The organism is Xanthomonas sp. NCPPB 2250 (assembly GCF_056725265.1).
This window is the reverse complement of record NZ_CM161520.1, coordinates 2,042,067-2,066,489: the sequence shown is the minus strand read 5'-3', so window position 1 is coordinate 2,066,489 and position 24,423 is coordinate 2,042,067. Positions and strand designations below refer to the sequence as shown.

Here is a 24,423-nt window from a genome sequence, read left to right as displayed (position 1 = left end):
TGCCGCGGCGCCGGCGCACCGCCAGCGCCGCGGACGACGCCGGCGACTTCGCCGGCTTTCGCGCTGCGGCCGATCAGGCCTCGACCACCACCGGGATCTTGCCGATGCGCGCCTGCCACTCGCGCGGGCCGGTCTTGTGCACCGACTCGCCGCTGGAATCGACCGCCACGGTCACCGGCATGTCCTTGACCTCGAACTCGTAGATCGCCTCCATGCCCAGGTCTTCGAACGCCAGCACCTTGCTGGCCTTGATCGCCTTGGACACCAGGTAGGCCGAGCCGCCGACCGCCATCAGGTACACCGCCTTGTTGTCGCGGATCGCGGCGATCGCCGCATCGCCGCGCTCGGACTTGCCGACCATGCCCAGCAGGCCGGTCTGCTCCAGCATCTGCCGGGTGAACTTGTCCATGCGCGTGGCGGTGGTGGGGCCGGCCGGGCCGACCACTTCGTCGCGCACCGGATCGACCGGGCCGACGTAGTAGATGAAGCGGTTGGTGAAGTCCACCGGCAGCGTCTCGCCGCGGTTGAGCATGTCGATCATCCGCTTGTGCGCGGCGTCGCGGCCGGTCAGCAGTTTGCCGTTGAGCAGGATCGTCTCGCCCGGCTTGAAGCTGGCCACTTCCTCGCGGGTGATGGTGTCCAGGTTCACCCGGCGCGCGTTGGTCGGGTTGTAGGTGAGCTTGGGCCAGTCTTCCAGCGAGGGCGGATCCAGCATCACCGCGCCGCTGCCGTCCAGGGTGAAGTGCGCATGGCGGGTGGCCGCGCAATTGGGGATCAGCGCCACCGGCAGGTTGGCGGCGTGGGTCGGGTAATCCTTGACCTTGATGTCCAGCACCGTGGTCAGGCCGCCCAGGCCCTGCGCGCCGATGCCCAGCGCGTTGACCTTCTCGTACAGCTCCAGGCGCAGTTCCTCGGAACGATTGGACGCGCCGCGGGCCTGCAGGTCGACGATGTCGATCGGCTCCATCAGCGCTTCCTTGGCCAGCAGCATCGCCTTCTCGGCGGTGCCGCCGATGCCGATGCCGAGCATGCCCGGCGGGCACCAGCCGGCGCCCATGGTCGGCACGGTCTTGAGCACCCAGTCGACGATGGAATCGGAGGGATTGAGCATGGCGAACTTGCTCTTGGCCTCCGAGCCGCCGCCCTTGGCCGCGACGATGACGTCGACGGTGTCGCCGGGGACGACCTTCACGTTGACCACCGCCGGGGTGTTGTCCTTGGTGTTCTGGCGCTTGCCGGCCGGATCGGCCAGCACCGAGGCGCGCAGCTTGTTGTCCGGATGGTTGTAGGCGCGGCGCACGCCCTCGTTGACCATGTCCTCCACGCCCATGGTGGCGTCGTCCCAGCGCACGTTCATGCCGATCTCGAGGAACACGGTGACGATGCCGGTGTCCTGGCAGATCGGCCGGTGGCCCTCGGCGCACATGCGCGAATTGATCAGGATCTGCGCGATGGCGTCCTTGGCCGCCGGCGACTGCTCGCGCTCGTAGGCCGCGGACAGGTTCTTGATGTAGTCGACCGGGTGGTAGTAGCTGATGTACTGCAGCGCGTCGGCGACGGACTGGATGAGGTCTTCCTGCTTGATCGAGGTCACGGCTGGCTCTGCGGCTGGCGGGGGGAAACCCGCCCATTTTAGGGCAAAGTGGCGGGCCCGCCCGCTGTCACGCCGGCACGCCCTGTTCCGTCCTGGTCGTCATGACCCACGATCCGACCTTCGAATCCCACCGCCCCCGGCTGTTCGGCCTGGCCTACCGCCTGCTCGGCAGCCGCGCCGACGCCGAGGACACCGTGCAGGACGCCTGGCTGCGCTGGCAGGCCAGCGACCGCGGGGCGATCCGCGACCCCGAAGCCTGGCTGGTGACCGCCGCTACCCGGCTCGGGCTGGACCGCCTGCGTGCGGCGCGCAGCGTCCGCGTCCACTACGTCGGCCCGTGGCTGCCCGAGCCGCTGGAGATCGCCGACGACGCCGACCCGGCCGAGCGCCACGACCGCGCCGAGCAGGTATCGGTGGCGTTCCTGGCGTTGCTGGAGCGGCTGAACCCGCACGAGCGCGCGGCGTTCCTGCTGAAGGAGGCGTTCGACTACGACTACGCGCAGATCGGCCACGCCCTGGAGCGCAGCGAGGCCGGCTGCCGGCAACTGGTGCATCGGGCGCGCGAGCGGCTCGGCCAGGGCCAGGCGCGCTTCGCGGTCACGCCCGAGCGCCACCGCCAGTTGCTGGAGCGCTTCCTGCACGCCTCGCAGCGCGGCGACCGCGCCGCCATCGCCGCCTTGCTGCATGCCGATGCGCAGTTGCTGTCCGACGGCGGTGGCAAGGTCACCGCGAGCCTGCGCCCCTTGCACGGCGCCGAGCGCATCGGCCGGCTGTACTGGGCCGTGGCGCGGCGCGGCCTGGGCCTGCAGGCGCGGATCGGCACGGTCAACGGCGAACCGGCGATCCTGCGCTTCCTGGGGCCGCGGCTGCAGTCGGTGACTGTGCTGGTGATCGACGGCGAACGCATCGCCGAGGTGCTGACGCTGATGAACCCGGACAAGCTGCCGGCGCCGACGGCGAAATCTGCAGCCAGCGACGACTGAGCTGCGGCGGCGCTGTCACGCCGGCACACGCCGCCGCGTCCTGGAGGGGAAGGCGGCCATGGTGGCCGCCATGCGCGACCCACCATGCACTTCCATCGCATCGACTACACCCGCCACGAACCCGACGCATTCCGCGCCCTGCTCAGCGCCAGTCAGCAGGTCCACGACGGCATCCTCGGCAGCGCCCTCACCGAACTGGTGTTCCTGCGCGTCTCCCAACTCAACGGCTGCGCCTATTGCATGGACATGCACGCCGCCGCCCTGCGCAGCGCCGGCACCGAGCCACGCAAGCTCGACACCCTCGCCGCCTGGCGCGACAGCCGCTTCTTCGACGCCCGCGAGCGCGCCGCGCTGGACTGGGCCGAGGCATTGACCACGCTGCCTGCCGGTGCACCGCCGCAGGTCGTCTACGACGCACTGGCGACGCAGTTCGACCCGGCCGGGATCAGTGCGCTGACCATGGCCGTGGCCGTGATCAACGCCTGGAACCGGCTGGGCGTGGGGCTGCAGCCGGCGCTGCCGTAAGGGCGCTGCGCGCCGGGATTGGGGATTCGGCATTGGGGATTCGGAAGCAGGATCGCGTAGTCGGCAAGGATGCATAGCGCTTCCGAATTCCGAGTGCTGGCAGCTGGACGCACTCCCCACACGCCAGCGCCAGGCAGACCCCCAGCGCGCGCGGTTCTGCTTGCACGAATCCCCAATCCCGAATCCCCACTCCCGCCACCAAGACCGACATGTCCCCGCAACACGCCGCCGCTAGCGTGGCGCGCATCCCAGACATGGAGCGCGCGCATGATCGAGAACGCCCTTGCTGTCGGCCTGGCCGACGAAACCGACCTGGCCCTCGCCTCCCCCGAGCCGCACTCCCGCACCGGCGCCAGCTACCGCCACCGCTTGCTGATGTGCGCGCCGCAGCACTTCGCGGTGGACTACGTGATCAACCCGTGGATGGAAGGCAACGTCCACGCCGCCAGCCGCGAGCGCGCGCAGGCGCAATGGAACGCGCTGGTGGCCGCCGCCGAGGCGGCAGGCGCCCGCGTCGACTGCATCGCCGCGGCGCCGGGCCTGCCGGACATGGTGTTCAGCGCCAACGCCGGCCTGGTGCTCGGCGACCGTTTCGTGCCCAGCCGCTTCCGCCACGCCGAACGCCGTGGCGAGGAAGCCTTGTTCACCGCCTGGTGCCGCCAGGCCGGCCTGCGCATCTGCGAACTGCCCGAGCAGGTGTATTTCGAAGGCGCCGGCGATGCGCTGCTGGACCGCGGCGCACGCCGGCTGTGGATGGGCCACGGCCACCGCAGCGACCTGGCCGCCGCGCACGAACTGACCGACCTGCTGGACATCGAGGTGGTGCCGCTGCGCCTGGTCGACGCGCGCTTCTATCACCTGGACACCTGCTTCTGCCCGCTGCGCGACGGCTACCTGCTGTACTACCCGGCCGCGTTCGACGCCGACGCGCAGCAGGCGATCGCCCAGCACGTCCCGGCCTCGCGGCGCATCGCCGTCGGCGAGGCCGACGCCCTCGCCTTCGCCTGCAACGCGGTGGACCTGGACGACACCCTGCTGCTCAACCGCGCCTCGCCCGCGCTGTGCGCCGCCCTGGCGGCGATCGGCTACCGCGTGGTGCAGACCCCGCTGGACGAATTCCTCAAGGCCGGCGGCGCCGCCAAGTGCCTGACGCTGCGGCTGGACGAGTAAGCCGAAAGAAGCTCCAGCCAGACGCCTCCATCAGCCCCTCTCCCACCGGGAGAGGGGTTGGGGTGAGGGTACGGCCGCCATGGAACGCCTGGCGGTAGCAAGCATTTCGAGGCTTCGCCCGTATCCTCATCCGCCCCTTCGGGGTACCTTCTCCCGCAGGGAGAAGGGACGCGCTCGCCCCTCTCCCCGGGAGAGAGGTTGGGGTGAGGGTGCGACACGCCGCATGACACAGCCGTCGCGCCGGGCTGCCCACGCCGCTACGAACCCCATCAGCACAGACCGAGGACCGCATTGAGCACCTCGCGCCACAACTGCTCGAGGTCGATGCCGCTACGACCGCCGAACAAGCGGAACAGGCTGTAGCCGATCGCGAAGACTCCATACGACAGCGTCAGCGCCAACATAGTCGCGTCGCCCCACCGCAGCAGCGCAGCGGCAAGCAGGACGAGAATCGTGCAGCCGAGCAGTTCGCGCCACGACGGCAGATGCGCACGCAGGCGGGCGAACACAGAGACGGCAGGGACGGACATGGCAGTAGCCTTGGCAGGACATCGACGAGGCTCACCCATGCCGCGCCCTCAGCAAGCGCGCGCCCGCCACCGGCGTCAGCCCCGATGCAGCCTGCGTCCCGGTGCAGCCCACACTCCCCGCGCACACCCTGCCCCGGCACAATGCGCCGATGGCCTCCACCTCCCCTTCCCATGGCGGCGCCCGCGCCGCGCCCCGCACCGGCCCGAGCCTGCGCGAGCGCTTCGATGCGATGCGCAACCTGCCGCCGTTCCTGCGCCAGATCTGGCAGACCAGCCGCTGGCTGACCCTGAGCAGCATCGGCCTGCGCGTGATCCGTGCGCTGCTGCCGGTGGCCGCGCTGTACGTCGGCAAGCTGATCATCGACGAGGCCATCCACCTGGTCGGGCAATCGCCCGGCTTCGACTCGCTGGGCCAGGCCCTGGCCAGCGGCCGCCTGAACCGGCTGCTGGAACTGCTGGGCCTGGAGCTGGCGCTGGCGATCGCCTCGGACCTGCTCGGGCGGCTGGTCAGCTATGCCGACACGCTGCTGTCGGAGCTGTTCAACAACACCACCAGTGTGCAGTTGATGGAGCACGCCGCGCAGCTGGACCTGGAGGATTTCGAGGATCCGGAGCAGCAGGACCGGCTGGACCGCGCGCGGCGCCAGACCATGGGCCGCATGAACCTGATGAGCCAGTTGTTCGGCCAGGTGCAGGACGCGATCACCGTGGTCAGCTTCGCGGTCGGCCTGCTGGTGTACGCGCCGTGGCTCATCGCCCTGCTGGCGGTGGCGCTGGTGCCGGCCTTCATCGGCGAGGCGCACTTCAACGCGCTCGGCTACTCGCTCAACTTCCAGTGGACGGCCGAACGCCGCCAGCTCGACTATCTGCGCCAGCTCGGCGCCAGCGTCGAGACCGCCAAGGAAGTGAAGATCTTCAACTTGCACAACTTCCTGATCGCGCGCTACCGCGCCCTGGCCGACCGCTACTTCCAGGCCAACCGCGCGCTGGCGCGCAAGCGCATGCTGTGGGGCACCGTGCTGGCGGCGCTGGGCACGCTGGGCTACTACGGCGCCTACGGCTACATCGCCTGGCGCACCGTGCGCGGCGACTTCAGCATCGGCGACCTGACCTTTCTGGCCGGCAGCTTCCTGCGCCTGCGGCAGTTGCTGGAAGGCCTGCTGATCGGCTTCTCGCAGGTAGCTGGGCAGGCGCTGTACCTGGACGACCTGTACTCGTTCTTCCGCATCGTCCCGGAGATCCGCACCCGCCCGGGCGCGGTGCCGGTACCGCGGCCGATCGTGCAGGGCTTCGTGTTCGAGAACGTCGGCTTCCGCTACCCGGACGCCGAGCAGTGGGCGGTGCGGCACCTGGACTTCGCGCTGCGCGCCGGCGAGGTGCTGGCCCTGGTCGGCGAGAACGGCGCCGGCAAGACCACCCTGGTCAAGCTGCTGGCGCGGCTGTACGACCCGGACGAAGGCCGCATCCTGCTCGACGGCCGCGACCTGCGCGACTACGACCTGGACGACCTGCGCGCCAACCTCGGGGTGATCTTCCAGGACTTCGTGCGCTATCACTTCAGTGCCGGCGAGAACATCGGCGTCGGCCAGGTCGACGCACTGGACGACGCGCCGCGGATCCGCGCCGCGGCGCAGCGGGCGATGGCCGCCGAGCTGATCGACGGCCTGCCGCAGGGCTACGCGCAGGTGATCGGGCGCCGCTTCAAGACCGGCGTGGACCTCTCCGGCGGGCAGTGGCAGAAGATCGCCATTGCCCGCGCCTACATGCGCGACGCCCAGGTGATGATCCTCGACGAACCGACCGCCGCGCTGGACGCGCGCAGCGAGTTCGAGGTGTTCCAGCGCTTCAAGGAGCTGTCCGACAACCGCACCGCGGTGCTGATCTCGCACCGCTTCTCCAGCGTGCGCATGGCCGACCGCATCCTGGTCTTGGCCGACGGCCGGATCGAGGCCAGCGGCACCCACGACGAACTGATGGCACAGGGCGGCCGCTACGCGGAACTGTTCGAACTGCAGGCCGCTGGGTATCGTTGAGCCTGGTCCGCCCCTTCCGACACCGCCATGCTCCGCACCCTGCCCTGCCTGTTCGCCGCCGCCCTCGCCGTCCCGGCGCTCGCCGCTCCCGCCGCGGACACGCCGGCGCCCTCCGACTACGCCGCGGCCAAGGCCCTGGCCGACCGCGACGAGGCCGGCCTGCCGGCGGCCATGCAGGAGCGCCTGCAGACCCTGCAGCGCGCGGCGCTGGACGAGGGCGTGGCCAGTTGCGCCACGCCGCGTCCGGACACCTCGCCGTTCACCGTGGTGGTGCAGGTGCAGGCCGACGGCAGCGTCGGCGCCAGCTGGCGCAACGGCACCACCCCGCTGGCCCTGTGCCTGGAGCGTTTCCTGCGCCAGCGCCCGCTGCTGGCGCCGCCGCAGGCACCGCTGTACCTCTCCTACGAGGTCTCGTTCGAGAAGTGAGCCGGATCGCCGGGATCGGCCCGACCCTCAAATGAGAGTTGATCTCATTTGAGTCGGCATGGGGTAGAATGGCCGCCGTTCCTTCCCCATCACGATTAACGGCATGTCTTCCGCTTTTGGCCCCGAAACGGTGCTCGATGTCCGCCACTGGACCGAGGACTACTTCAGCTTCACCACCACCCGCAACGACGGCTTCCGCTTCGACAACGGCCAGTTCGTGATGATCGGCCTGGAGACGGAGACGCGGCCGCTGCTGCGCGCCTACTCCATCGCCAGCGCCAACTGGGAAGAGCAGTTGGAGTTCTTCAGCATCAAGGTGCCGGACGGCCCGCTGACCTCGCGCCTGCAGCACATCAAGCCGGGCGATTCGGTGCTGGTCGGCAAGAAGCCCACCGGCACCCTGCTGATCAGCGACCTGCACCCGGGCCGCCACCTGTACCTGCTGGGCACCGGCACCGGCCTGGCACCGTGGCTGTCGGTGATCAAGGATCCGGAAACCTACGAGCGCTTCGACAAGGTGATCCTCACCCACGGCGTGCGCTTCGAGAAGGACCTGGCCTACCGCGACTATTTCGAGAAGGAACTGCCGCAGCACGAGTTCCTCGGCGAGACCATCCGCGAGAAGCTGCTGTACTACCCGGCGGTGACCCGCGAGGACTTCCGCAACCGCGGCCGCCTCACCGAGTTGCTCGAGAGCGGCCAGATGCAGCGCACCCTGGGCCTGCCGCCGCTGAACCCGGAACACGACCGCGCGATGATCTGCGGCAGCCCGCAGATGCTGGCCGACCTGCGCCACACCCTGGACGCCCGCGGCTTCGTCGCCTCGCCGCGCATCGGCTCGCCGGGGCACTATGTATTCGAGCGCGCCTTCGTCGAGAAGTGACGGCGCTGCGCGTCTCCCGTCGTAGGAGCGGCTTCAGCCGCGACGGGCGTTACCGGTAAAGCATCGCGGCTGAAGCCGCTCCTACCGGCATAAGCGACACGGCAACAGATCAAAGCGAACAGTGGCGAAATAGTGTGGGAGGGACTTCAGTCCCGACGCGTTTGACTTGAAGGCGTCGGGACTGAAGTCCCTCCCACAAGAGCAGTATCCGAGCAGCCTGGACTAACCGGTTGCCTACTCACCCCAGCGCCCGCTCGATCTCGTCGGCCAGCGCTTCCGGCTTGTCGGTCGGCGCATAGCGTGCCAGCACCTGGCCGTCGCGGCCGACCAGGAACTTGCTGAAATTCCACTTGATCGCGGCAATGCCGAGCAGCCCGGATTTCTGCTGCTTGAGCCAGCGCCACAGCGGATGCGCGCCGTCGCCGTTGACCTGCACCTTGGCGAACATCGGGAAATCGACGTCGTAGCTGAGCGAGCAGAACTGACGGATCTCGGCGGCATCGCCCGGCTCCTGATGGCCGAACTGATCGCAGGGAAAGCCCAGCACCACCAGCCCGCGCTCACGATAGCGCTGCCACAGCGCCTGCAGCCCGGCGTACTGCGGGGTGAAGCCGCACTTGGAGGCGACGTTGACGATCAGCAGCACCTTGCCGGCGTACTCGGCGAGCGGCTGCTCCTGCCCGTCCAAGGTGGTCGCGGTGAAAGCATAGGCGGTGGTCGGCGTGTCCATGGGTCCTCGTGGCGCGGCGCGCCGCTGCGGCGCTGGGTCGAGGCGATGCTACGCGGTGGCCGCACGCGTCGCCAGCGAACCGGGGCCGATGCGCGAGGCCGCGTCGCAGAGGTCGGCGCGAACGCGCCGACACACACCGCCAGCGCACCACCGATGCGTGGCCGCACCGGCGCCGCCACGCGCGAGAGCGCACTGCGTCAAGGTTCACGCCAAATGCCGCAAAGCCAAGAGAAACAAGCGCCTATGCTGCAGTGCGCCCATGGCTTTCGTCACGGGTCACGCCTGCCGCCCTGGGGTAGCCTGCCCGATCACCATGATTGCGGATACCGCTTGATGACCTCTCGCCTCGCCCTTGCCCTCGCCGCCACGCTCGGACTCGCCATGCCCGCCTACGCCGCTCCGGCCACCACGCCCACCGCTGCAACCGCCGCCACGCAGGCCAACCCGTTCTTCGCCGAAAGCCCGCTGCCGCTGCATTACCCGCAGTTCGACAAGATCAAGGACAGCGATTTCGCGCCCGCGTTCGACGCCGGCATGGCGCAGCAGCTGAAGGAAATGCAGGCCATCGCCGACCAGACCGCCAAGCCCACCTTCGACAACACCATCGTGGCGATGGAGAAGAGCGGGCAGATCCTGGACCGTGCCACCACCGTGTTCTTCAACCTGGTCGGTGCCGACACCAACGACACCCGCAAGAAACTGCAGGCCGATTATTCGACCAAGCTGGCCGCGCACCGCGATGCGATCGCGCTCAATCCCAAGCTGTTCGCACGCATCCAGACCCTGTACGACACCCGCAACCAGCTCGGCCTGGACGCGGAGGGCGTGCGCCTGGTCGAGAAGTACCACAGCGACTTCGTCCGCGACGGCGCCAAGCTCAACGACGCCGACAAGGCCAAGCTCAAGGCGATGAACGCCGAACTGGCCGAACTGGGCACCAAGTTCAGCCAGAACGTGCTGGCCGAAGTGAACGCCGCCGCGGTGGTGGTGGACGACGTCAAGCAACTCGATGGCCTGTCCGACGCACAGATCGCCGCGGCCGCCGAAGCGGCCAAGGCCCGCAAACTGGACGGCAAGTACGTGATCGCCCTGCTCAACACCACCGGCCAGCCGCCGCTGGCCCAGCTCAAGGATCGCGCGCTGCGGCAGAAGATCTACGAAGCCTCGGTGTCGCGCGGCAGCCACGGCGGCCCGTACGACAACACCGCGCTGGTGTCGCGGATCATGACCCTGCGCGCCGACCGCGCCAAGCTGCTCGGCTACCCGAACCACGCCACCTACTCGCTGGAAACCCAGACCGCCAAGACCCCCGAGGCCGTCAACGCCATGCTCGGCAAGCTGGCCCCGGCCGCGGTGGCCAACGCCAAGCGCGAGGCGGCCGACCTGCAGGCGATGATCGACCAGGAGCAGAAGGCCGCCGGCAAGCCCAGCTTCAAGCTCGAGGCCTGGGACTGGGCCTACTACACCGAGAAGGTGCGCCAGGCCAAGTACGACTTCGACGAGGCCCAGCTCAAGCCCTACTTCGAACTGAAGAACGTGCTGGAGAACGGCGTGTTCTACGCCGCCAACCAGGAGTACGGGCTGACCTTCAAGCAGCGTACCGACCTGCCCACCTACCGCGACGACGTGCTGGTCTACGACGTGTTCGACGCCGACGGCAGCCAGCTGGCGATCTTCATCGCCGACATGTACGCGCGCGAATCCAAGCGCGGCGGCGCCTGGATGAGCTCCTACGTGTCGCAATCGGCGCTGACCGGCGACAAGCCGGTGGTCGCCAACCACCTCAACATCCCCAAGCCGCCGGCCGGGCAACCGACCCTGCTGACCTGGGACGAGGTCACCACCGCCTTCCACGAGTTCGGCCATGCGCTGCACGGCATGTTCTCGAACGTGAAGTACCCGTACTTCTCCGGCACCAGCGTGCCGCGCGACTTCGTCGAGTTCCCCTCGCAGGTCAACGAGATGTGGGCCGACGATCCGGCCATCCTCAAGCACTACGCCAAGCACTACCAGAGCGGCGCGCCGATGCCGCAGGCGCTGCTGGACAAGGTGGTGGCCACCGCCAAGTTCAACCAGGGCTTCGCCACCACCGAGTACCTGGGCGCGGCGATGCTGGACCAGCGCTGGCACCAGCTGAGCGCCGGCCAGGTGCCGCCCGCATCGGGCGTGATGGACTTCGAGGCCAAGGCGCTGGCCGCCGACGGCATCGCCTATGCGCCGGTGCCGCCGCGCTACCGCACGCCGTACTTCAGCCACATCATGGGCGGCTACGCGGCCGGCTACTACGCCTACATCTGGGCCGAGGTGCTGGACGCCAACACCCAGCAGTGGTTCAAGCAGCATGGCGGGCTGAGCCGCGCCAACGGCGACCGCTTCCGCAAGACCCTGCTCTCGCGCGGCGGCAGCGTCGATGCGATGCAGTTGTTCCAGGACTTCGCCGGGCACGCGCCGCAGATCGAACCCTTGCTGGAGAAGCGCGGCCTCAACGCCACGCCGGCGGCGACGCCGAGCGCACGCTGAGGCGCAGCGCGGCACGGCCCATGCGGCCGTGCCGCCACGTCGCGGCGGAACACACCCGCGACCGACCGCAGGACGCAACACGCACGACGCCCGGCTCAGCCGGGCGTCGTGTTTTTCAGCCTGCGTTTTCAGCGGCGATGCGCGGTGCGTCGCGCCTCGCCCGCAGCTGGCTTACTGGCCGTTGCCGGAGGCATCGACGCTGACGCCCAGCGACGCCGCGCCGCCGGCCTGCCCCTGCGCCTGACCGGTGCCGGCCTGCGCACCGCCCTGGCCGCCCGCGCCCGCCTGGCCCGACACCGACCCGCCGTGCGTGCCCACGCTGTGCGAGGCGCTGCCGCTGGCCGCACCGTTGGCACTGCCGCTGCCGGACAGCGCCGGCACCGTCGGCAGGCTGCCGCCGCTGGCGACGCCGTTGCCGTTGCCGCTGCCGCTGCCGCTGCCGTTACCGGCCGCACTCGACGCAGCACCGTTACCGGTCACGCCATTGACTGCACCGGCGGCATTGCCGGCCGTCGACAGCGCCGCGGCGGGATTGGCCGCGCTGGCCGCCGCGCCGAGCGCGCCGTTGGCCTGACCGACTGCGCTGCCGGCCGCGCTGCGTGCCGCCGCACTGCCGCTGGCGGCGGCATTGCCGGCCAGCGTGCGGCCCTGGTTCACCGCAGTGCCGGCGGTCTGCGCCGCGCCGTCAGCGGTGGCCGCGCCACGCGCCGCCGCCCGCTGCGCCGCCATCCGCGCACGCTGCGAGGACTGCTCGATGCCGCTGCGGGCGCGATCCAGCGGCACTCCGGCGTCCAGGCGGCCTGCGCCCATCCCGTTGCCGCCGAGGCTGCCGCCGCCCAGGCCGCCCAGGGTGCCGTTGACCGCACCACCCACGCTGCCCGCACCACCCAGCACCTGCGCGCCGGCCACGCCCGGGGTCAGCGTCACCGTCGCCACCAGCACCGCGCTCGCCAACAGAGTCTTGCCGTTCATCGCGTTCTCCTCGTGTCGCCGCAGGCCATCTGCGGCTCTCATATCTCCCTACGAATCGAGCGACGCAGAACATCCCGTGCAGGCGGGACGCAGACAGAATGCGTTCAGCCGCCCGGCGCGCGCTGCAGCGGCAGGTCCGCGCCGAGCAGCCCGGCGCCGTACACCGGATCGGTGCCGGGCACACCGAGATCGCGCGCCTGCGCCTGCAACTGCGCGCGTACCTGCGCGGCCGCCTGCGGATCCGGCTGCGGCAAGGCCTGCGCCGCCAGCCGCGCCACCAGCGGCGCGGCGAAGGAGGTGCCGCGCTGCGTCTGCCAGCGGCCCTGCGGTGCCGCGGCGATCAGTTCGCCGACCGCGGCGAACGTCACCTGCGGCCCTCGCCCCGCCTCCGGCAACACCCGCGCGCGCGCATCCACCGCGGTGACGCCAATCACTCCGGGATAGGACGCGGGATACAGTGGCGGTGCCGCCGGGCCATCGTTGCCGACCGCCGCGACCAGCACGTGGCCGCGCGCGAGCATGCGCTGCACGGCGAGCTGCAATGCGCGGTTGGGCCCACCGATCAGGCTGATGTTGATCACTGGCACCTGCTGCTGTGCCATCCACGCCAACGCGCCGACCAACTCCACCACGGTGCCGCCGTCGGCCTGCCCGCAGTAGATGTCGGCCGCATACAGCGTGCGCGCGAACGGCCCGTGCGCCACCGCGCGTCCCGCCAGCAGCGAGGCGACGGCGGTGCCGTGCGGCTGCGCGCGCACCTGCCCGTCGCAGCCCCAGGATTGCACCTGTACGCCGGCCAGCGCCGGATGCGCCGCGTCCACGCCGCTGTCGATCAGGCCGACCACGAAGCCGCCCGCCGCGGCCCCCGAGGCCGCCGGAGCGGCGGATACGCTGGCAGGCGCCGGCGGCGTCGCTGCCGATCCGCTGTAGACGTGGTTGTAGTCGTAATCGCCCTGCGGATCGCGCTCGCGCAGCTGCTGCAGCGCGCGGCGCGTGGACAGGCCCGAAGGCACCTGCAGCACCACCAGGCGCAGGCCGAATTCGCCGAAGCTGCGCTGCTCCAGCACCGCGAAGCCGGCCGCCTGCGCCGCCTGCAGCGCAGCAGGGTCCGGCTCCAGTGCCACCACCTGCCCGCGCATCACCACGGCGCCGCCCTCGTCGCGCTCCAGCCCGCGCGGATCGCTGCGCAGCAGCGCCTGCAGGCGTTTCAGGCGCAGCCGTTCGACCTGGCCGCGCGCGTCCTGCAGCGACTCTCCCACCCGATTCATGCCGCCCTGCACGCCCTGGGTCACGTCCTGCACCAGCCCGCCGGCCGACGGCAGCGCCAGCTGCGCCCATGCCGGTGTCGCCACCGCCAGCCATGCCACGGCCATCCAGCGCATTCGTCTGCCCGTCGCCATGCCCCGCTCCGTTGTCCGCCCCTGTTGGCGTGCCACACTAATCCTGCCATCCCGACACGCGGTGAACGCCGCGCCGCGCCCATGGAAGAAAACCCCTCCGCCGAACGTATCACCGACATGCACGCCGATCCCACGGCCGCCGTCGGCGACGGCATCTGTACCCTGCTGCCGCAGTTGCGGCGCTTCGCGCGTGCCGTCGCCGGCCATCGCGAGGACGCCGACGACCTGCTGCAGATCGCGATCGAGCGCGCGCTGCGCCGCGCCGGGCAATGGCGGCCGGAGACGCCGCTGCAGTACTGGCTGTACGGCATCATCCGCCACGCCTGGATCGACGAGGTGCGGGCGCAGCGGCGACGGCGGCAGGTCTTCGTCGATGCGGCCGAGGGCGAGCACGTCGGCGACACGCCGCTGGAGCGGCAGCAGGACTGGATGGCCGTCCAGGCCGCGATGGCCGGCCTGCCCGAGGAGCAACGCCTGGCGATCGCACTGGTGCTGATCGAAGGCCTGTCCTACAAGGATGCCGCGGCGGTGCTGGAGATTCCGCTCGGCACACTCACCAGTCGGCTCGCGCGTGGGCGCGAAGCCCTGCAGGCGTCACTGGAGGCGACCGCATGAACACCACGATCGACGCACTCACGCTGCAGGCCTATGCCGATGGCGAACTGGATGCGGCGCAGGCCGCCCAGGTGGAAGCGGCGTTGCGCAGCGACCCGCAACTGGCGCAGGCGCTGGAGCGGCTGCGCAGCCTGCAGGCGCGGTTGCGCGCCGGCTTCGCCCCGGTGCTGGACGAAGCAGTACCCGCGCGCCTGCTCGCCGCCGCGCGGGAACGGCCCACCGGCGCGCCCGGCCAGCACGCCGATGTCGCGGCGCTGCCGTCCTCGCCCGTCCCGGGGATGGCGCAAGCCAGCCGGCCGACGCCGCTGCGGCCGCGTGCGCGCCGCCGCTGGGCGCTGCCGGCGGCCTTGGCCGCGGCGTTGTTGCTGGGGCTGTGGATCGCGCAGCGGCAATTGCCGCCGGGCGATGCGCACGGCCCGACGGTCGCGGCGGCCCAGGGTGGCGTCGCCGAGGGTGCGCTAGCACAGGCGCTGACGCAGCAGTTGTCCGGCCAGTCCCGGGGAAACGTGCGCATCGGCCTGAGCTTCCGCGATCGCGACGGCCATTACTGCCGCACCTTCGCCTTGCCGAGTGCAAGCGCCGGCCTGGCCTGCCAACGCGACGGCGCATGGCGGGTGGAACTGCTGGTGCCCGCCGGCGAACGCCACGACGGCGGCGGCATGCGCATGGCGGCCAGCCCGATGCCGGCCGCCGTGCTGCAGGCAGTGGATGCGCGCATCGCCGGCGAGGCGCTGGATGCCGACGGCGAGCAGCGCGCGCGCGAGCGCGGCTGGCGCTAGAAACAGGACGATGCCCCGCTTGCTTCGGGATGGACAACGCGCCTTGGCGCACCTCCGAAGCACGCCGGAACACGTTCGGTAGGAGCGGCTTCAGCCGCTACGGGCGTTACCGGGAATGCCCGTCGCGGCTGAAGCCGCTCCTACAATCGAGAAAGGACATCATGCCGAGCCGCGGCAATAACGCGTTATTAGAGATGCCCTGAAGCTGCTCCTACAGCACATCGATTCACGCTCGATGCCGCGGACGCACCTTCTTCGAGGTGCCCTCAGGGCAACGCCGCCTGCGTCTTCGACTCGGCGGCAGCGTCAAGGCCATCGATGCCGGCCAGCATCTTCTTCAGCAATATCTCCAGCTGCTGCTGCTCGCCGGCATCCAGCGCCGCGGTTTCCGTCTCCAGGAACGCACACACGTCCGGCAGCAGGCGTTCGATCAGGGCGATGCCGGCCGGCTGCAGGGTCAGCGCGACCTTGCGCCGGTCTTCCGGACTGGCCGTGCGCGACAGCAGCCCCTTGCTGCACAGGCTGTCGGTGAGACGGGTGATGTTGGCCGGCTTCTCGCTGGCGGCCTCGGCCACCTCGGTGGGGGTGATGCACTGCTCGGGCGTGCCGTACAGCATCATCAGGATCTCGTACTCAGGCGGGCTGATGCCGTACTCCTTGAGCACCCCGCTGGCATTGGCATGCACGCGCTTGTACAGGTGCTTGACCAGCCGGACCAGCACGGCGGGCTCGCGCGGGAAGGCCGGATAGCGCGCGCAGGTGTGCGCCACGCGCCGCTCGGTCTGATCGAAACTGCCCATAAGAAATCGATTGCAAGTGGGGTAGCCGCCAATGCTACCCATTGCGCAGCGTCCCGACGAGGGCATGCGTTGCGTTCCCGCATGCTGTCGACGCCGTGCACCGCACGCCGACGCCGACGCCGACGCGCGCTGGCGCGCCGGCCACCGCTCAGGCGGCGAACAGCGGCGCGTATTCCGGTGCCACCAGCTCGCGCAGCACGCTGGCCGGCACGTCCACCGTCTGCGTGCCATCGGCGTACGGCCCCACCTGGTACGGCGGGAACACGAAGCGCAAGGCGGTGATCTTGCCCGCCGCGTCGACCAACGGCTGGAACTGGCTGAAGTTGCCGGGCTGCGGCTCGGTGCCTTCGGCGATCATCTTGCTGGCGCTGCGCACCTGCTCGTCCTGGTCCTCCGGTGGCACCTGTTCGGCATCCACCCGCGTCTGCACCGCCTGGCGCAGTTGCGCGGCGACGTAGCCGGCCACCTGCTTCCAGTGCGACGCATCCGGGATCAGCGTCTCGGCGGTGAGCATGCGCTGCTGCTGCGGCAGCCACACCCAACGCGCCACCAGCGGTTCGCCGTGCGCGCCGCCGGTGTAGCGGCTGCCGTCGGCGCTCAGCGCGACCAGGTCCGGACGCTCCAGCAGCATCTCGAACTGCAGCGAGAGTTCGTAGGGCGCGCGCGGGCGATCGTTGCCGAGCCCGTCCACCGCTTCCATCAGCTCGCTGCGCGCGCTCTGCGCATAGCGGTTGGCCGCCTCGGCCAGTCCGGGATAGCGGTTGATCGATGGCGGGAAAGTGATGCCGACCACATAGCTGGGGCTGTGTTCGACGATGTCCTTCAGTTCCGGCGGCGTGGTCTGCGCCGGCTCCGGCGCCGCGGCGGCCTCGCTTTGTGCCGGTGCCGCGGCGGGCGCCGGTGCGGCGGCCGGTTCCTCGCGTTTGCAGCCGGCCAGTGCCAGCGCCGCCGCGACTGCCAGTGCCGTCCATGCCATCCGCCCGTTGCCCATCGTCTCTGCCCTGCTCACGTCGACTGCCCCTGTTCCTGCGATGCCTGTAAAAGTGGCGCGCATTATCGCGCCGTTGCGGTGCCCAATGCTCAATCGAGCAGCGCCGCGTACTGCGGATGCCGATGGATGAACACGGCCGCGTACGAACACGCCGGCACCACCTTCCAGCCTTGTGCCTGCGCATGATCCAGCGCGGCGGCGACCAGTTGCGCCGCCAGCCCGCGCCCGCCGATCGCGCCAGGCACCCCGGTGTGGGTGATGACCATGCGCCCCTGCTCCAGTACGTAGTCGAGTTCGGCGCGGTGGCCGTCGACCTGCAGGCTGAAACGGTGCTGCTGCGGATCGTGCGCGATCGGGACGTTCGGTACGGACATGAGGGAGTGGAATGTGTCGCGGAGCATGCAGTGTCCGCTGCGGCTTGCCGCGGCGATGTGAAACACCTGCCCCAGGGCGTCACGCCGCCGACGCGGCGCGTCAACCGTACGCCGCTCAAGTCGTGCCGCGCGCGGCCGATACCACCAGGACAGGCCGAAAACCTGGCATGGGAGTTGCACCTCCCATCACGCAGCGATCCAACAGGGAACCACGCGCATGAGCGAGACCGAGAGCAAATACGACCAGGGCGACCACAACGCCTCCCTGCTGGAAGGGCTGTTCCAACTGTCGGTCAGCGGCGACCACCAGGGCGGCGAGTTCCTGCAGCTCGACGACGAGGTCTACCAGCGCCTCAAGCGCACCTACGAGAACGCCGCCATCGGCAGCGCCAAGGTGCAGTTGCGCGGGCAGCAGACCCGCTGAACACAGAGGGCGGCCTGACGGACCGCCACCTGCCCCATGCGCGATGCGTGCCCACGACCGCATCGGCGCCACGGCGCATACCCAGCGCCGCGAATGAGAGAGGCGCCGATCGCGGCGCCGCACGCCCGTGCGGACGCCACCGCGTCGCGGATCAACCGCGCCCGAAGCGCGGGTTCGCCAGCTCGCCCAGGAAGTGCTGCAGCACCGAGGGCTCCATGATCAGCAGGAACATCACGCCGAACGCCGCGCCGGCCAGGTGCGCGCTGTGGTTGACGTTGTCGCCGCCGCGGCGGTCCATCCAGATGCTGTAGCCGACATAGAACACGGCATACAGGATCGCCGGGATCGGAATCGGGATGAAGAAGAAGAAGATCCCGGTCCACGGCGCCATCAGGATGAAGGCGAACAGCACCGCCGACACCGCGCCGGATGCGCCCAGGCTCATGTAGTTGGGGTTCTTCTGGTTCTTCAGGTAGCTGGGCAGGATCGAGACCACCAGCGCCGACAGGTAGAACAGCGGATACACCAGCATGTTGCCGGTCATCCGCTCCATCAGCACCTCGATCGGGCCGCCGAAGAAGTACAGCGTGACCATGTTGAACAGCAGGTGCGGGAAATCGGCATGGATGAAGCCGTAGGTCACCAGTCGGTCGTACTGCTTGTGGCGGTCGATCGCCGGCGGCCACAGGATCAGCCGATCGAGCAGCCGACGGTTGTTGAACGCCGCCCACGACACCAGCACGGTGAGGACGATCAGGATCAGGTTGACGGGGGTGACGGAGGGCATGCGGGGTCTCAGGCGGGGCGGTAGTGGTCGACCATGCGGTAGCGGCGCGCGTACAGCCCGAACAGCAGTGCGGCGACGAATGCGAAGGCGGCGAAGAAGAACATCAGGAACGCGGTCTCGCTGAGCCCGGTGCTGCCGATGTGCGCGGTGACGCGGTCGTTGCGCACCGCCGCGTTGGACAGCAGCACCCACAGGTTGCCGACGGTGGTGGTGAGGTTCCAGAAACTCATCACCACGCCCTTCATCGACTGCGGCGCCTGGCTGTAGGCGAATTCCAGGCCCGTCGCCGAGACCAGCACTTCGCCGAAGGTCAGCAGCGCATACGGCAGGATCTGCCAGGCGATGGACAAAGCGTCGCCGCCGTCCATCATCACCTGCAGCGTGCCGACCACGATCCAGGCCAGGCCGCTGAAGGCGATGCCGGCGGTCATCCGCCGCAGCGCGGTCGGCTCGTAGCCGCGCCGGCGCAGCAGCGGATACAGCACCAGATTGTTGAACGGGATCAGCAGCATCACCAGCGCCGGATTCAGCGCCTGCATCTGCGAGGCGCTGAACCACGCCGGCATCTGCATCTGCTGGCCCTGCAGCACCCAGGTCGAGGCCTTCTGATCGAACAGCGAGAAGAACGGGGTGACCAGCGCGAACACCACCAGCACCCGCAGCACCGCACGCACGCCGTCCACCGCCGCGTCAGGATGCAGCGCGCGGGCGCGCTCCAGTTGCCACCAGGTACCGCCACCGATGCCGGCCAACAGCAGCACCAGCGCCAGGCACAGGCAGATCACCAGGCCCAGGGTCGGCACGAGGGCGAACGTCGCCAGCGCCAGCAGCACCGCCACGCCGGCCAGGGCCAGGCCGGGACGCCCCTGTCCCGGCGCCTGCCGCAGCAGCGCGGTGCGCACCACCTGGGCGAAACCATGCGGATCCTTCGGCGGCAGCGGCACGCGCACGTAGCGGTGGCGCCCGGCCCAGAACACCAGGGTCGCCACCAGCATCAGGATGCCGGGGATGCCGAACGCCCACGCCGGCCCCAGGTTCTTCAGCGCCAGCGGGATCAGCAGCGAGGCGAACAGCGAGCCGAAGTTGATGATCCAGTAGAAGGCGTCGAACACCACCTTGGCCAGGTGCTTGTTGCCCTGGTCGAACTGGTCGCCCATGAACGAGGCCACCAGCGGCTTGATCCCGCCCGCGCCCAGCGCGATCAGGCCCAGACCGAGGAAGAAGCCGTTGCGATGACCCTCGAACAGCGCCAGGCACAGGTGGCCCACGCAGTAGATCAGGCTGAACCACAGGATGGTGCTGTACTTGCCGAAGAAGCGATCGGCCAGCCAGCCGCCGAGCAGCGGGAAGAAGTACACGCCGATCATGAAGCTGTGCATGATGTGCTTGGCTTCGGCCTCGCGGCCGGGCGCCGTCACTTCCTGCAGCAGCAGCGAGGTGATCAGGAACTGCACCAGGATGTTGCGCATCCCGTAGAAGCTGAAGCGCTCGCAGGCCTCGTTGCCGATGATGTACGGAATCTGCCGCGGCATCCGCGCAGTGGCGCGCTCTTGCGCCGCGCTCATGCGGCGTTCCTCGTGGTGGCTTGGCTGCTCACGGGCCCTCGTCCAGGCAAAATTTTCAGAAGGTTACCCGATCGTTCCGGCGAATCGAACCGCCAGGGCGTGTCACCCATTCCCGAGTATGCCGCGTGCTCGGGAATGGGTGACACGCCCCAGGGTGCTTTCGCAATCGGCGCGCTGCCCGCATCATGGGGGCCTGTCCCGAGACGGTGCCGAGATGATCCGACCCTGGCTGGCCACCCTGTTGCTGCCGATGCTGCTGTGCAGCATGCCGTCGCTGGCCAGCGAGGCGGGCCTGTCCACCGAAGCCGAGCGCAGCGGATTCGCGCGCACCGGCCGCTACGCCGAAACCATCGCGCTGTGCGATGCGTTCGCGCAGCGCTATCCGCACGCGGTGCGCTGCTTCGACTTCGGCACCACCCCGGAAGGCCGGCCGATGAAGGCGCTGGCCGTGTCGACCTCGGGTGCACTGGATCCGGCAGCCGCACAGGCGCGCAAGCTGCCGGTGGTGCTGATCCAGGGTGGCATCCACGCTGGCGAGATCGACGGCAAGGACGCCGGCTTCCTGGCGCTGCGCCAACTGCTCGACGGCCAGGCCGCGCGCGGCGCGCTGGACAAGCAGGTGTGGCTGTTCGTGCCGGTGTTCAACGTCGACGGGCACGAGCGCTTCGGCGCCTGGAACCGGCCCAACCAGCGTGGTCCGGAACAGATGGGCTGGCGCACCACCGCACAGAACCTCAACCTCAACCGCGACTACGTCAAGGCCGACGCGCCGGAGATGCAGGCGATGCTGCGCATGGTCGAGCAGTGGGACCCGCTCGTGTATGTGGACCTGCACGTCACCGACGGCGCGCAGTTCGAGCACGACGTGTCGATCCAGGTGGAGCCGCTGCACGCCGGCGATACCGCACTGCGCGGCGATGGCCTGCGCCTGCGCGACGGCGTGCTCGCCGATCTGAAGCGGCAGGGCTCGCTGCCGCTGCCCTACTACCCCTCCTTCGTGGTCAATGACGACCCGGCCTCCGGCTTCGAGGACGGCGTGCCGACGCCGCGCTTCTCGCACGGCTATTTCCAGCTGCGCAACCGCTTCGGCATGCTGGTGGAAACGCATTCCTGGAAGCGCTACCCCGAGCGCGTGCGCATCACCCGCAACACCATCGTCTCGGTGCTGCAGCAGGTGGCGCGGCACGGTGCGCAGTGGCGCGCCGACGCGCTGGCGGCCGACACCCGCGCGCAAGCCCTGGGCGGCAAGACCGTGGCGCTGGACTACCGTACCACCGACGCCTCGCACCTGGTGGACTTCCGCGGCTACGCCTACACGCGCACGCCCTCGCCGGTGTCCGGCGCGCTGATGACCCGTTACGACGAGCGCACCCCACAGATCTGGCGGGTGCCATTGCGCGATCAGATCGTGCCCAGCGTGGAAGTCGCCGCGCCGCGCGCCGGCTACCTGGTGCCGGCGGCGCAGGCCGCCCTGGTCGGCGCCAAGCTGCGCCAGCACGGCATCGCCTTCCGCACGCTGGAGCACGACGCCACCCTGCCGGTGCAGACCTTCCGTGCCGACGACGCCAGCTTCGCCGCCCGCTCGTCCGAAGGCCATCAGCGACTCAGCGTCACCGGCGCCTGGAAGCCGGAGACCCGCGCGGTCGGCGCCGGCGCGCTGTTCGTGCCGATCGCCCAGCCCAAGGCGCGGCTGCTGATGGCGCTGCTGGAACCGCAGGCCCCGGACTCGTTGCTGCAATGGGGCGAGTTCAACAGCGCGTTCGAGCGCGCCGAGTACATGGAAGACTACGTCGCCGAGGACGTGGCGCGGCAGATGCTGGCCAGCGACCCGGCGCTGAAGGCCGAGTTCGAGGATAGGCTCGAACACGACGCGGCCTTCGCCAAGGATCCGCAGGCGCGGCTGGAGTTCTTCTACCGCCGCCACAGTTCCTGGGACGAGCGCTACCGCCTGTACCCGGTCATGCGCAGCGACGAAGCACCGTCCTGACGCGCGGTTCCACCCTCCCCCGACTCCCCCCGATGCGCCTTCCCGTCATCTGCTGAAGAGGCTGTTCGCCCCGATATGAAAACGTTTACAGGATCCCTTTGCCTGACCCTCGCGCTGGCCTCGCCTGCCGTCGCCGCGCCGCCAGCGGCGGCCGCGGGCACGGCGACCACGCCGAACGCCGCCGCTGCGCAGCGCCCGTGGAACGACCGCAGCCTATCGCCGGACCGGCGCGCCGCGCTGCTGGTGCAGGCGATGACCCCGGACGAGAAATTCCAGATGCTGCACAGCTACTTCGGGCTGGGCAAGGACGGCGGCCCGCGTCCGCCCGGCGCGGTCGGCTCGGCCGGCTACGTGCCGGCGGTCGAACGCCTGGGCATCCCCGCGCAGCAGCTGGCCGATGCCGGCGTCGGCGTGACCAATCCCGGCAACATCCGCCCCGGCGACCACGCCACCGCGCTGCCCTCCGGCCCCGCCACCGCCGCCACCTGGAACCGCGCACTGGCCTTCGCCGGCGGCGCCACCATGGGCCGCGAAGCCTGGCAGCAGGGCTTCAACGTGCTGCTGGCCGGCAGCGTCAACCTGCAGCGCGACCCGCGCAACGGCCGCAACTTCGAGTACGCCGGCGAGGATCCGCTGCTGGCCGGCACGATGGTCGGCGAATCGATCCGCGGCGTGCAGAGCCAGCACGTGGTCTCGACCATGAAGCACTTCGCGATGAACGACCTGGAGACCGGGCGCAACACCCACAGCGCCGACATCGGCGAACAGGCCATGCACGAGTCGGACCTGCTGGCCTTCGAGCTGGCGCTGAAGATCGGCCAGCCCGGCTCGGTGATGTGCTCGTACAACCGCATCAACGGCGTGTACGGCTGCGAGCACGACTACCTGCTCAACCAGGTGCTGAAGCAGGAATGGAAGTTCCCCGGCTACGTGATGTCCGACTGGGGCGGCGTGCACAGCGGCTCCAAGGCGGCGCTGGCCGGCCTGGACCAGCAGTCGGCCGGCGAAGTGTTCGACAAGGCGGTGTACTTCGACCAGCCGCTGCGCATGGCGGTGTCCGCCGGCACCGTGCCGCAGGCGCGCCTGGACGACATGGTCAAGCGCATCCTGCGCGCCTTCATCGCCACCGGCAGCTTCGACAACCCGCCGCAGCACCAGCCGATCGACGACGCCGCCGGCGGCCTGGCCGCGCAGCGCGTGGTCGAGGAAGGCACGGTGCTGTTGCGCAACGAGGGCAAGCTGCTGCCGCTGTCGCGCAACCTGCGCCGCATCGCGGTGATCGGCGGGCATGCCGACAAGGGTGTGATCGGCGGCGGTGGCTCCTCGATGGTCGGCATCACCGTCAACGGCGGCAACGCGGTGCCGGGGATCGCCCCGACCACCTGGCCCGGCCCGGTGATGTTCCATCCGTCCTCGCCGCTGCAGGCGTTGCGCAAGGCGCTGCCGGACGCGCAGATCGACTACGCCAGCGGCGACGACCCGGCCGCGGCGGCCAAGCTCGCGCGCGAGGCCGAGGTGGCCATCGTGTTCGCCACGCAATGGTCGGCCGAGTCGGTGGACCTGCCGGACATCGCCCTGCCCGACAAGCAGGACGCGCTGATCGCGGCGGTGGCCAAGGCCAACCCGAAGACGGCGGTGGTGCTGGAGACCAACGGCCCGGTGGCGATGCCGTGGCTGCAGCAGGTTCCGGCGGTGCTGGAGGCCTGGTACCCGGGCATCCGCGGCGGCGAAGGCCTGGCGCGGCTGCTGCTGGGCGAGGTCAATCCGTCCGGCCGCCTGCCGGTGACCTGGCTGCGCGACGTGTCGCAACTGCCGCGGCCGTCGATTCCCGGCCTGGGCTTCAAGCCGGCGCAACCGGCCGGCAGCAACGTCGACTACAGCATCGAAGGCGCGAATGTCGGCTACCGCTGGTTCGCCGCACGCGGCCTGGAGCCGGTGTATCCGTTCGGCTACGGCCTGTCCTACACCACGTTCGCCTACTCGAACTTCAAGGTACAGGCCGACGGTCACCGTGTCGTCGCCAGCTTCGACGTGCGCAACACCGGCGATCGCGAAGGTGCCGACGTGCCGCAGCTGTACCTGCGCCTGCCGCAGGGCCACCACACCCCGATCCGCCTGGTCGGCTGGGACAAGCTGACGCTCAAGCCGGGCGAGAGCCGCCACGTCAGCATCGTCGCCGAGCCCAAGACCCTGGCCGACTACGACCCGAAGCAGCGCCACTGGCACATTGCCGCCGGCGACTACGAACTGCTGCTGGGCCGTTCGGCGACGCAGGTGGAGGCGCGCGCGCCACTGCACCTGAAGGACGGCGTGCTGCAGCATTGACCGAGGGCCG

22 protein-coding genes are annotated in these 24,423 nt (G+C 69.9%); 12 read left to right on the top strand and 10 right to left on the bottom strand.

Annotated features, from left to right (window positions below):
- Positions 1-73: 73 nt before the first annotated feature.
- Positions 74-1,594, bottom strand: coding sequence for a fumarate hydratase (locus AC1PMG_RS08625; protein ID WP_481111319.1), 1,521 nt, complete (start codon positions 1,592-1,594; stop codon positions 74-76).
- A gap of 101 nt (positions 1,595-1,695) precedes the next feature.
- Between AC1PMG_RS08625 and AC1PMG_RS08620 the strand changes: the two genes are divergently transcribed.
- The 3 genes from AC1PMG_RS08620 (at position 1,696) to AC1PMG_RS08610 (ending at position 4,272) form a co-directional block, all read left to right on the top strand.
- A complete protein-coding gene (locus AC1PMG_RS08620; RefSeq protein WP_481111318.1) occupies positions 1,696-2,577 on the top strand; it encodes an RNA polymerase sigma-70 factor in 882 nt (293 codons plus the stop codon).
- A gap of 84 nt (positions 2,578-2,661) precedes the next feature.
- The gene (locus tag AC1PMG_RS08615; RefSeq protein WP_481111317.1) at positions 2,662-3,102 is read left to right on the top strand and encodes a carboxymuconolactone decarboxylase family protein; all 441 of its coding nucleotides are present in this window, start codon (positions 2,662-2,664) and stop codon (positions 3,100-3,102) included.
- A gap of 267 nt (positions 3,103-3,369) precedes the next feature.
- A complete protein-coding gene (locus tag AC1PMG_RS08610) occupies positions 3,370-4,272 on the top strand; it encodes a dimethylarginine dimethylaminohydrolase family protein (protein ID WP_481111316.1) in 903 nt (300 codons plus the stop codon).
- A 269-nt stretch (positions 4,273-4,541) separates the two neighbouring features.
- On the opposite strand, the gene AC1PMG_RS08605 is transcribed toward AC1PMG_RS08610, so the two are convergent.
- On the bottom strand, positions 4,542-4,802 hold the full coding sequence (locus AC1PMG_RS08605; protein WP_481111315.1) for a hypothetical protein: 261 nt from the start codon (positions 4,800-4,802) through the stop codon (positions 4,542-4,544).
- A 149-nt stretch (positions 4,803-4,951) separates the two neighbouring features.
- On the opposite strand from AC1PMG_RS08605, the gene AC1PMG_RS08600 reads away from it, so the two are divergent.
- The 3 genes from AC1PMG_RS08600 (at position 4,952) to AC1PMG_RS08590 (ending at position 8,144) form a co-directional block, all read left to right on the top strand.
- The gene (locus AC1PMG_RS08600) at positions 4,952-6,835 is read left to right on the top strand and encodes an ABC transporter ATP-binding protein (RefSeq protein WP_481111314.1); all 1,884 of its coding nucleotides are present in this window, start codon (positions 4,952-4,954) and stop codon (positions 6,833-6,835) included.
- A 27-nt stretch (positions 6,836-6,862) separates the two neighbouring features.
- A complete protein-coding gene (locus tag AC1PMG_RS08595) occupies positions 6,863-7,261 on the top strand; it encodes a hypothetical protein (RefSeq protein ID WP_017909042.1) in 399 nt (132 codons plus the stop codon).
- Positions 7,262-7,364: 103 nt separating this feature from the next.
- A complete protein-coding gene (locus AC1PMG_RS08590; RefSeq protein ID WP_150410206.1) occupies positions 7,365-8,144 on the top strand; it encodes a ferredoxin--NADP reductase in 780 nt (259 codons plus the stop codon).
- Positions 8,145-8,382: 238 nt separating this feature from the next.
- On the opposite strand, the gene AC1PMG_RS08585 is transcribed toward AC1PMG_RS08590, so the two are convergent.
- The gene (locus AC1PMG_RS08585; RefSeq protein WP_295860276.1) at positions 8,383-8,874 is read right to left on the bottom strand and encodes a glutathione peroxidase; all 492 of its coding nucleotides are present in this window, start codon (positions 8,872-8,874) and stop codon (positions 8,383-8,385) included.
- Positions 8,875-9,207: 333 nt separating this feature from the next.
- Here AC1PMG_RS08585 and AC1PMG_RS08580 point away from each other — a divergent pair, with 333 nt between their 5' ends.
- On the top strand, positions 9,208-11,394 hold the full coding sequence (locus tag AC1PMG_RS08580; RefSeq protein WP_481111313.1) for a M3 family metallopeptidase: 2,187 nt from the start codon (positions 9,208-9,210) through the stop codon (positions 11,392-11,394).
- A gap of 171 nt (positions 11,395-11,565) precedes the next feature.
- Here AC1PMG_RS08580 and AC1PMG_RS08575 read toward each other — a convergent pair whose 3' ends face one another.
- Together AC1PMG_RS08575 and AC1PMG_RS08570 are read right to left on the bottom strand one after the other, a co-directional pair.
- Positions 11,566-12,366: a hypothetical protein gene (locus AC1PMG_RS08575; protein ID WP_481111312.1), complete on the bottom strand. Its 801-nt coding sequence runs from the start codon at positions 12,364-12,366 to the stop codon at positions 11,566-11,568.
- A 104-nt stretch (positions 12,367-12,470) separates the two neighbouring features.
- Positions 12,471-13,739 carry a S8 family serine peptidase gene (locus AC1PMG_RS08570; RefSeq protein WP_481111311.1) on the bottom strand — a complete coding sequence of 423 codons (1,269 nt, stop codon included), beginning with the start codon at positions 13,737-13,739 and terminating at the stop codon, positions 12,471-12,473.
- Between the two features lie 108 nt (positions 13,740-13,847).
- On the opposite strand from AC1PMG_RS08570, the gene AC1PMG_RS08565 reads away from it, so the two are divergent.
- Both AC1PMG_RS08565 and AC1PMG_RS08560 read left to right on the top strand, forming a co-directional pair.
- Positions 13,848-14,381 (top strand): RNA polymerase sigma factor, encoded by a 534-nt coding sequence (locus AC1PMG_RS08565; RefSeq protein WP_017907990.1) that lies wholly within the window; start codon positions 13,848-13,850, stop codon positions 14,379-14,381.
- Positions 14,378-15,160: an anti-sigma factor family protein gene (locus AC1PMG_RS08560; RefSeq protein WP_481111310.1), complete on the top strand. Its 783-nt coding sequence runs from the start codon at positions 14,378-14,380 to the stop codon at positions 15,158-15,160. Before AC1PMG_RS08565 ends, AC1PMG_RS08560 begins: the two co-directional genes overlap by 4 nt.
- A 266-nt stretch (positions 15,161-15,426) precedes the next feature.
- Here the strand turns inward: AC1PMG_RS08560 and AC1PMG_RS08555 are convergent, their stop codons facing one another.
- The 3 genes from AC1PMG_RS08555 to AC1PMG_RS08545 all read right to left on the bottom strand — a co-directional run bounded on the left by AC1PMG_RS08555 (position 15,427) and on the right by AC1PMG_RS08545 (position 17,325).
- Positions 15,427-15,960: a MarR family winged helix-turn-helix transcriptional regulator gene (locus AC1PMG_RS08555; protein WP_342072068.1), complete on the bottom strand. Its 534-nt coding sequence runs from the start codon at positions 15,958-15,960 to the stop codon at positions 15,427-15,429.
- Positions 15,961-16,108: 148 nt separating this feature from the next.
- A complete protein-coding gene (locus tag AC1PMG_RS08550; protein ID WP_481111309.1) occupies positions 16,109-16,936 on the bottom strand; it encodes a DUF3298 and DUF4163 domain-containing protein in 828 nt (275 codons plus the stop codon).
- A 104-nt stretch (positions 16,937-17,040) separates the two neighbouring features.
- Positions 17,041-17,325 carry a GNAT family N-acetyltransferase gene (locus tag AC1PMG_RS08545; protein ID WP_481111308.1) on the bottom strand — a complete coding sequence of 95 codons (285 nt, stop codon included), beginning with the start codon at positions 17,323-17,325 and terminating at the stop codon, positions 17,041-17,043.
- Between the two features lie 217 nt (positions 17,326-17,542).
- On the opposite strand from AC1PMG_RS08545, the gene AC1PMG_RS08540 reads away from it, so the two are divergent.
- On the top strand, positions 17,543-17,749 hold the full coding sequence (locus tag AC1PMG_RS08540) for a hypothetical protein (RefSeq protein WP_481111307.1): 207 nt from the start codon (positions 17,543-17,545) through the stop codon (positions 17,747-17,749).
- A gap of 151 nt (positions 17,750-17,900) precedes the next feature.
- On the opposite strand, the gene AC1PMG_RS08535 is transcribed toward AC1PMG_RS08540, so the two are convergent.
- Together AC1PMG_RS08535 and AC1PMG_RS08530 are read right to left on the bottom strand one after the other, a co-directional pair.
- Positions 17,901-18,536 carry a rhomboid family intramembrane serine protease gene (locus AC1PMG_RS08535; RefSeq protein ID WP_017909504.1) on the bottom strand — a complete coding sequence of 212 codons (636 nt, stop codon included), beginning with the start codon at positions 18,534-18,536 and terminating at the stop codon, positions 17,901-17,903.
- Positions 18,537-18,544: 8 nt separating this feature from the next.
- A complete protein-coding gene (locus AC1PMG_RS08530) occupies positions 18,545-20,101 on the bottom strand; it encodes a POT-type proton-dependent oligopeptide transporter (protein ID WP_148829726.1) in 1,557 nt (518 codons plus the stop codon).
- Between the two features lie 214 nt (positions 20,102-20,315).
- Here AC1PMG_RS08530 and AC1PMG_RS08525 point away from each other — a divergent pair, with 214 nt between their 5' ends.
- Together AC1PMG_RS08525 and AC1PMG_RS08520 are read left to right on the top strand one after the other, a co-directional pair.
- A complete protein-coding gene (locus tag AC1PMG_RS08525; RefSeq protein WP_481111306.1) occupies positions 20,316-22,088 on the top strand; it encodes a M14 family metallopeptidase in 1,773 nt (590 codons plus the stop codon).
- 75 nt (positions 22,089-22,163) lie between these two features.
- Positions 22,164-24,413 carry a beta-glucosidase family protein gene (locus tag AC1PMG_RS08520; RefSeq protein WP_481111305.1) on the top strand — a complete coding sequence of 750 codons (2,250 nt, stop codon included), beginning with the start codon at positions 22,164-22,166 and terminating at the stop codon, positions 24,411-24,413.
- The last annotated feature ends 10 nt before the right edge of the window (positions 24,414-24,423 follow it).

Coding starts and splice junctions, on each gene's coding strand:
- AC1PMG_RS08595 (WP_017909042.1), top strand. CDS start 6,863: ATGCTCCGCACCCTGCCCTGCCTGTTCGCCGCCGCCCTCGCCGTCCCG.
- AC1PMG_RS08520 (WP_481111305.1), top strand. CDS start 22,164: ATGAAAACGTTTACAGGATCCCTTTGCCTGACCCTCGCGCTGGCCTCG.
- AC1PMG_RS08570 (WP_481111311.1), bottom strand. CDS start 13,739: ATGGCCGTGGCATGGCTGGCGGTGGCGACACCGGCATGGGCGCAGCTG.
- AC1PMG_RS08555 (WP_342072068.1), bottom strand. CDS start 15,960: ATGGGCAGTTTCGATCAGACCGAGCGGCGCGTGGCGCACACCTGCGCG.
- AC1PMG_RS08540 (WP_481111307.1), top strand. CDS start 17,543: ATGAGCGAGACCGAGAGCAAATACGACCAGGGCGACCACAACGCCTCC.
- AC1PMG_RS08620 (WP_481111318.1), top strand. CDS start 1,696: ATGACCCACGATCCGACCTTCGAATCCCACCGCCCCCGGCTGTTCGGC.
- AC1PMG_RS08580 (WP_481111313.1), top strand. CDS start 9,208: ATGACCTCTCGCCTCGCCCTTGCCCTCGCCGCCACGCTCGGACTCGCC.
- AC1PMG_RS08575 (WP_481111312.1), bottom strand. CDS start 12,366: ATGAACGGCAAGACTCTGTTGGCGAGCGCGGTGCTGGTGGCGACGGTG.
- AC1PMG_RS08615 (WP_481111317.1), top strand. CDS start 2,662: ATGCACTTCCATCGCATCGACTACACCCGCCACGAACCCGACGCATTC.
- AC1PMG_RS08585 (WP_295860276.1), bottom strand. CDS start 8,874: ATGGACACGCCGACCACCGCCTATGCTTTCACCGCGACCACCTTGGAC.
- AC1PMG_RS08610 (WP_481111316.1), top strand. CDS start 3,370: ATGATCGAGAACGCCCTTGCTGTCGGCCTGGCCGACGAAACCGACCTG.
- AC1PMG_RS08550 (WP_481111309.1), bottom strand. CDS start 16,936: ATGGCATGGACGGCACTGGCAGTCGCGGCGGCGCTGGCACTGGCCGGC.
- AC1PMG_RS08600 (WP_481111314.1), top strand. CDS start 4,952: ATGGCCTCCACCTCCCCTTCCCATGGCGGCGCCCGCGCCGCGCCCCGC.
- AC1PMG_RS08535 (WP_017909504.1), bottom strand. CDS start 18,536: ATGCCCTCCGTCACCCCCGTCAACCTGATCCTGATCGTCCTCACCGTG.
- AC1PMG_RS08525 (WP_481111306.1), top strand. CDS start 20,316: ATGATCCGACCCTGGCTGGCCACCCTGTTGCTGCCGATGCTGCTGTGC.
- AC1PMG_RS08590 (WP_150410206.1), top strand. CDS start 7,365: ATGTCTTCCGCTTTTGGCCCCGAAACGGTGCTCGATGTCCGCCACTGG.
- AC1PMG_RS08545 (WP_481111308.1), bottom strand. CDS start 17,325: ATGTCCGTACCGAACGTCCCGATCGCGCACGATCCGCAGCAGCACCGT.
- AC1PMG_RS08605 (WP_481111315.1), bottom strand. CDS start 4,802: ATGTCCGTCCCTGCCGTCTCTGTGTTCGCCCGCCTGCGTGCGCATCTG.
- AC1PMG_RS08530 (WP_148829726.1), bottom strand. CDS start 20,101: ATGAGCGCGGCGCAAGAGCGCGCCACTGCGCGGATGCCGCGGCAGATT.
- AC1PMG_RS08565 (WP_017907990.1), top strand. CDS start 13,848: ATGGAAGAAAACCCCTCCGCCGAACGTATCACCGACATGCACGCCGAT.
- AC1PMG_RS08560 (WP_481111310.1), top strand. CDS start 14,378: ATGAACACCACGATCGACGCACTCACGCTGCAGGCCTATGCCGATGGC.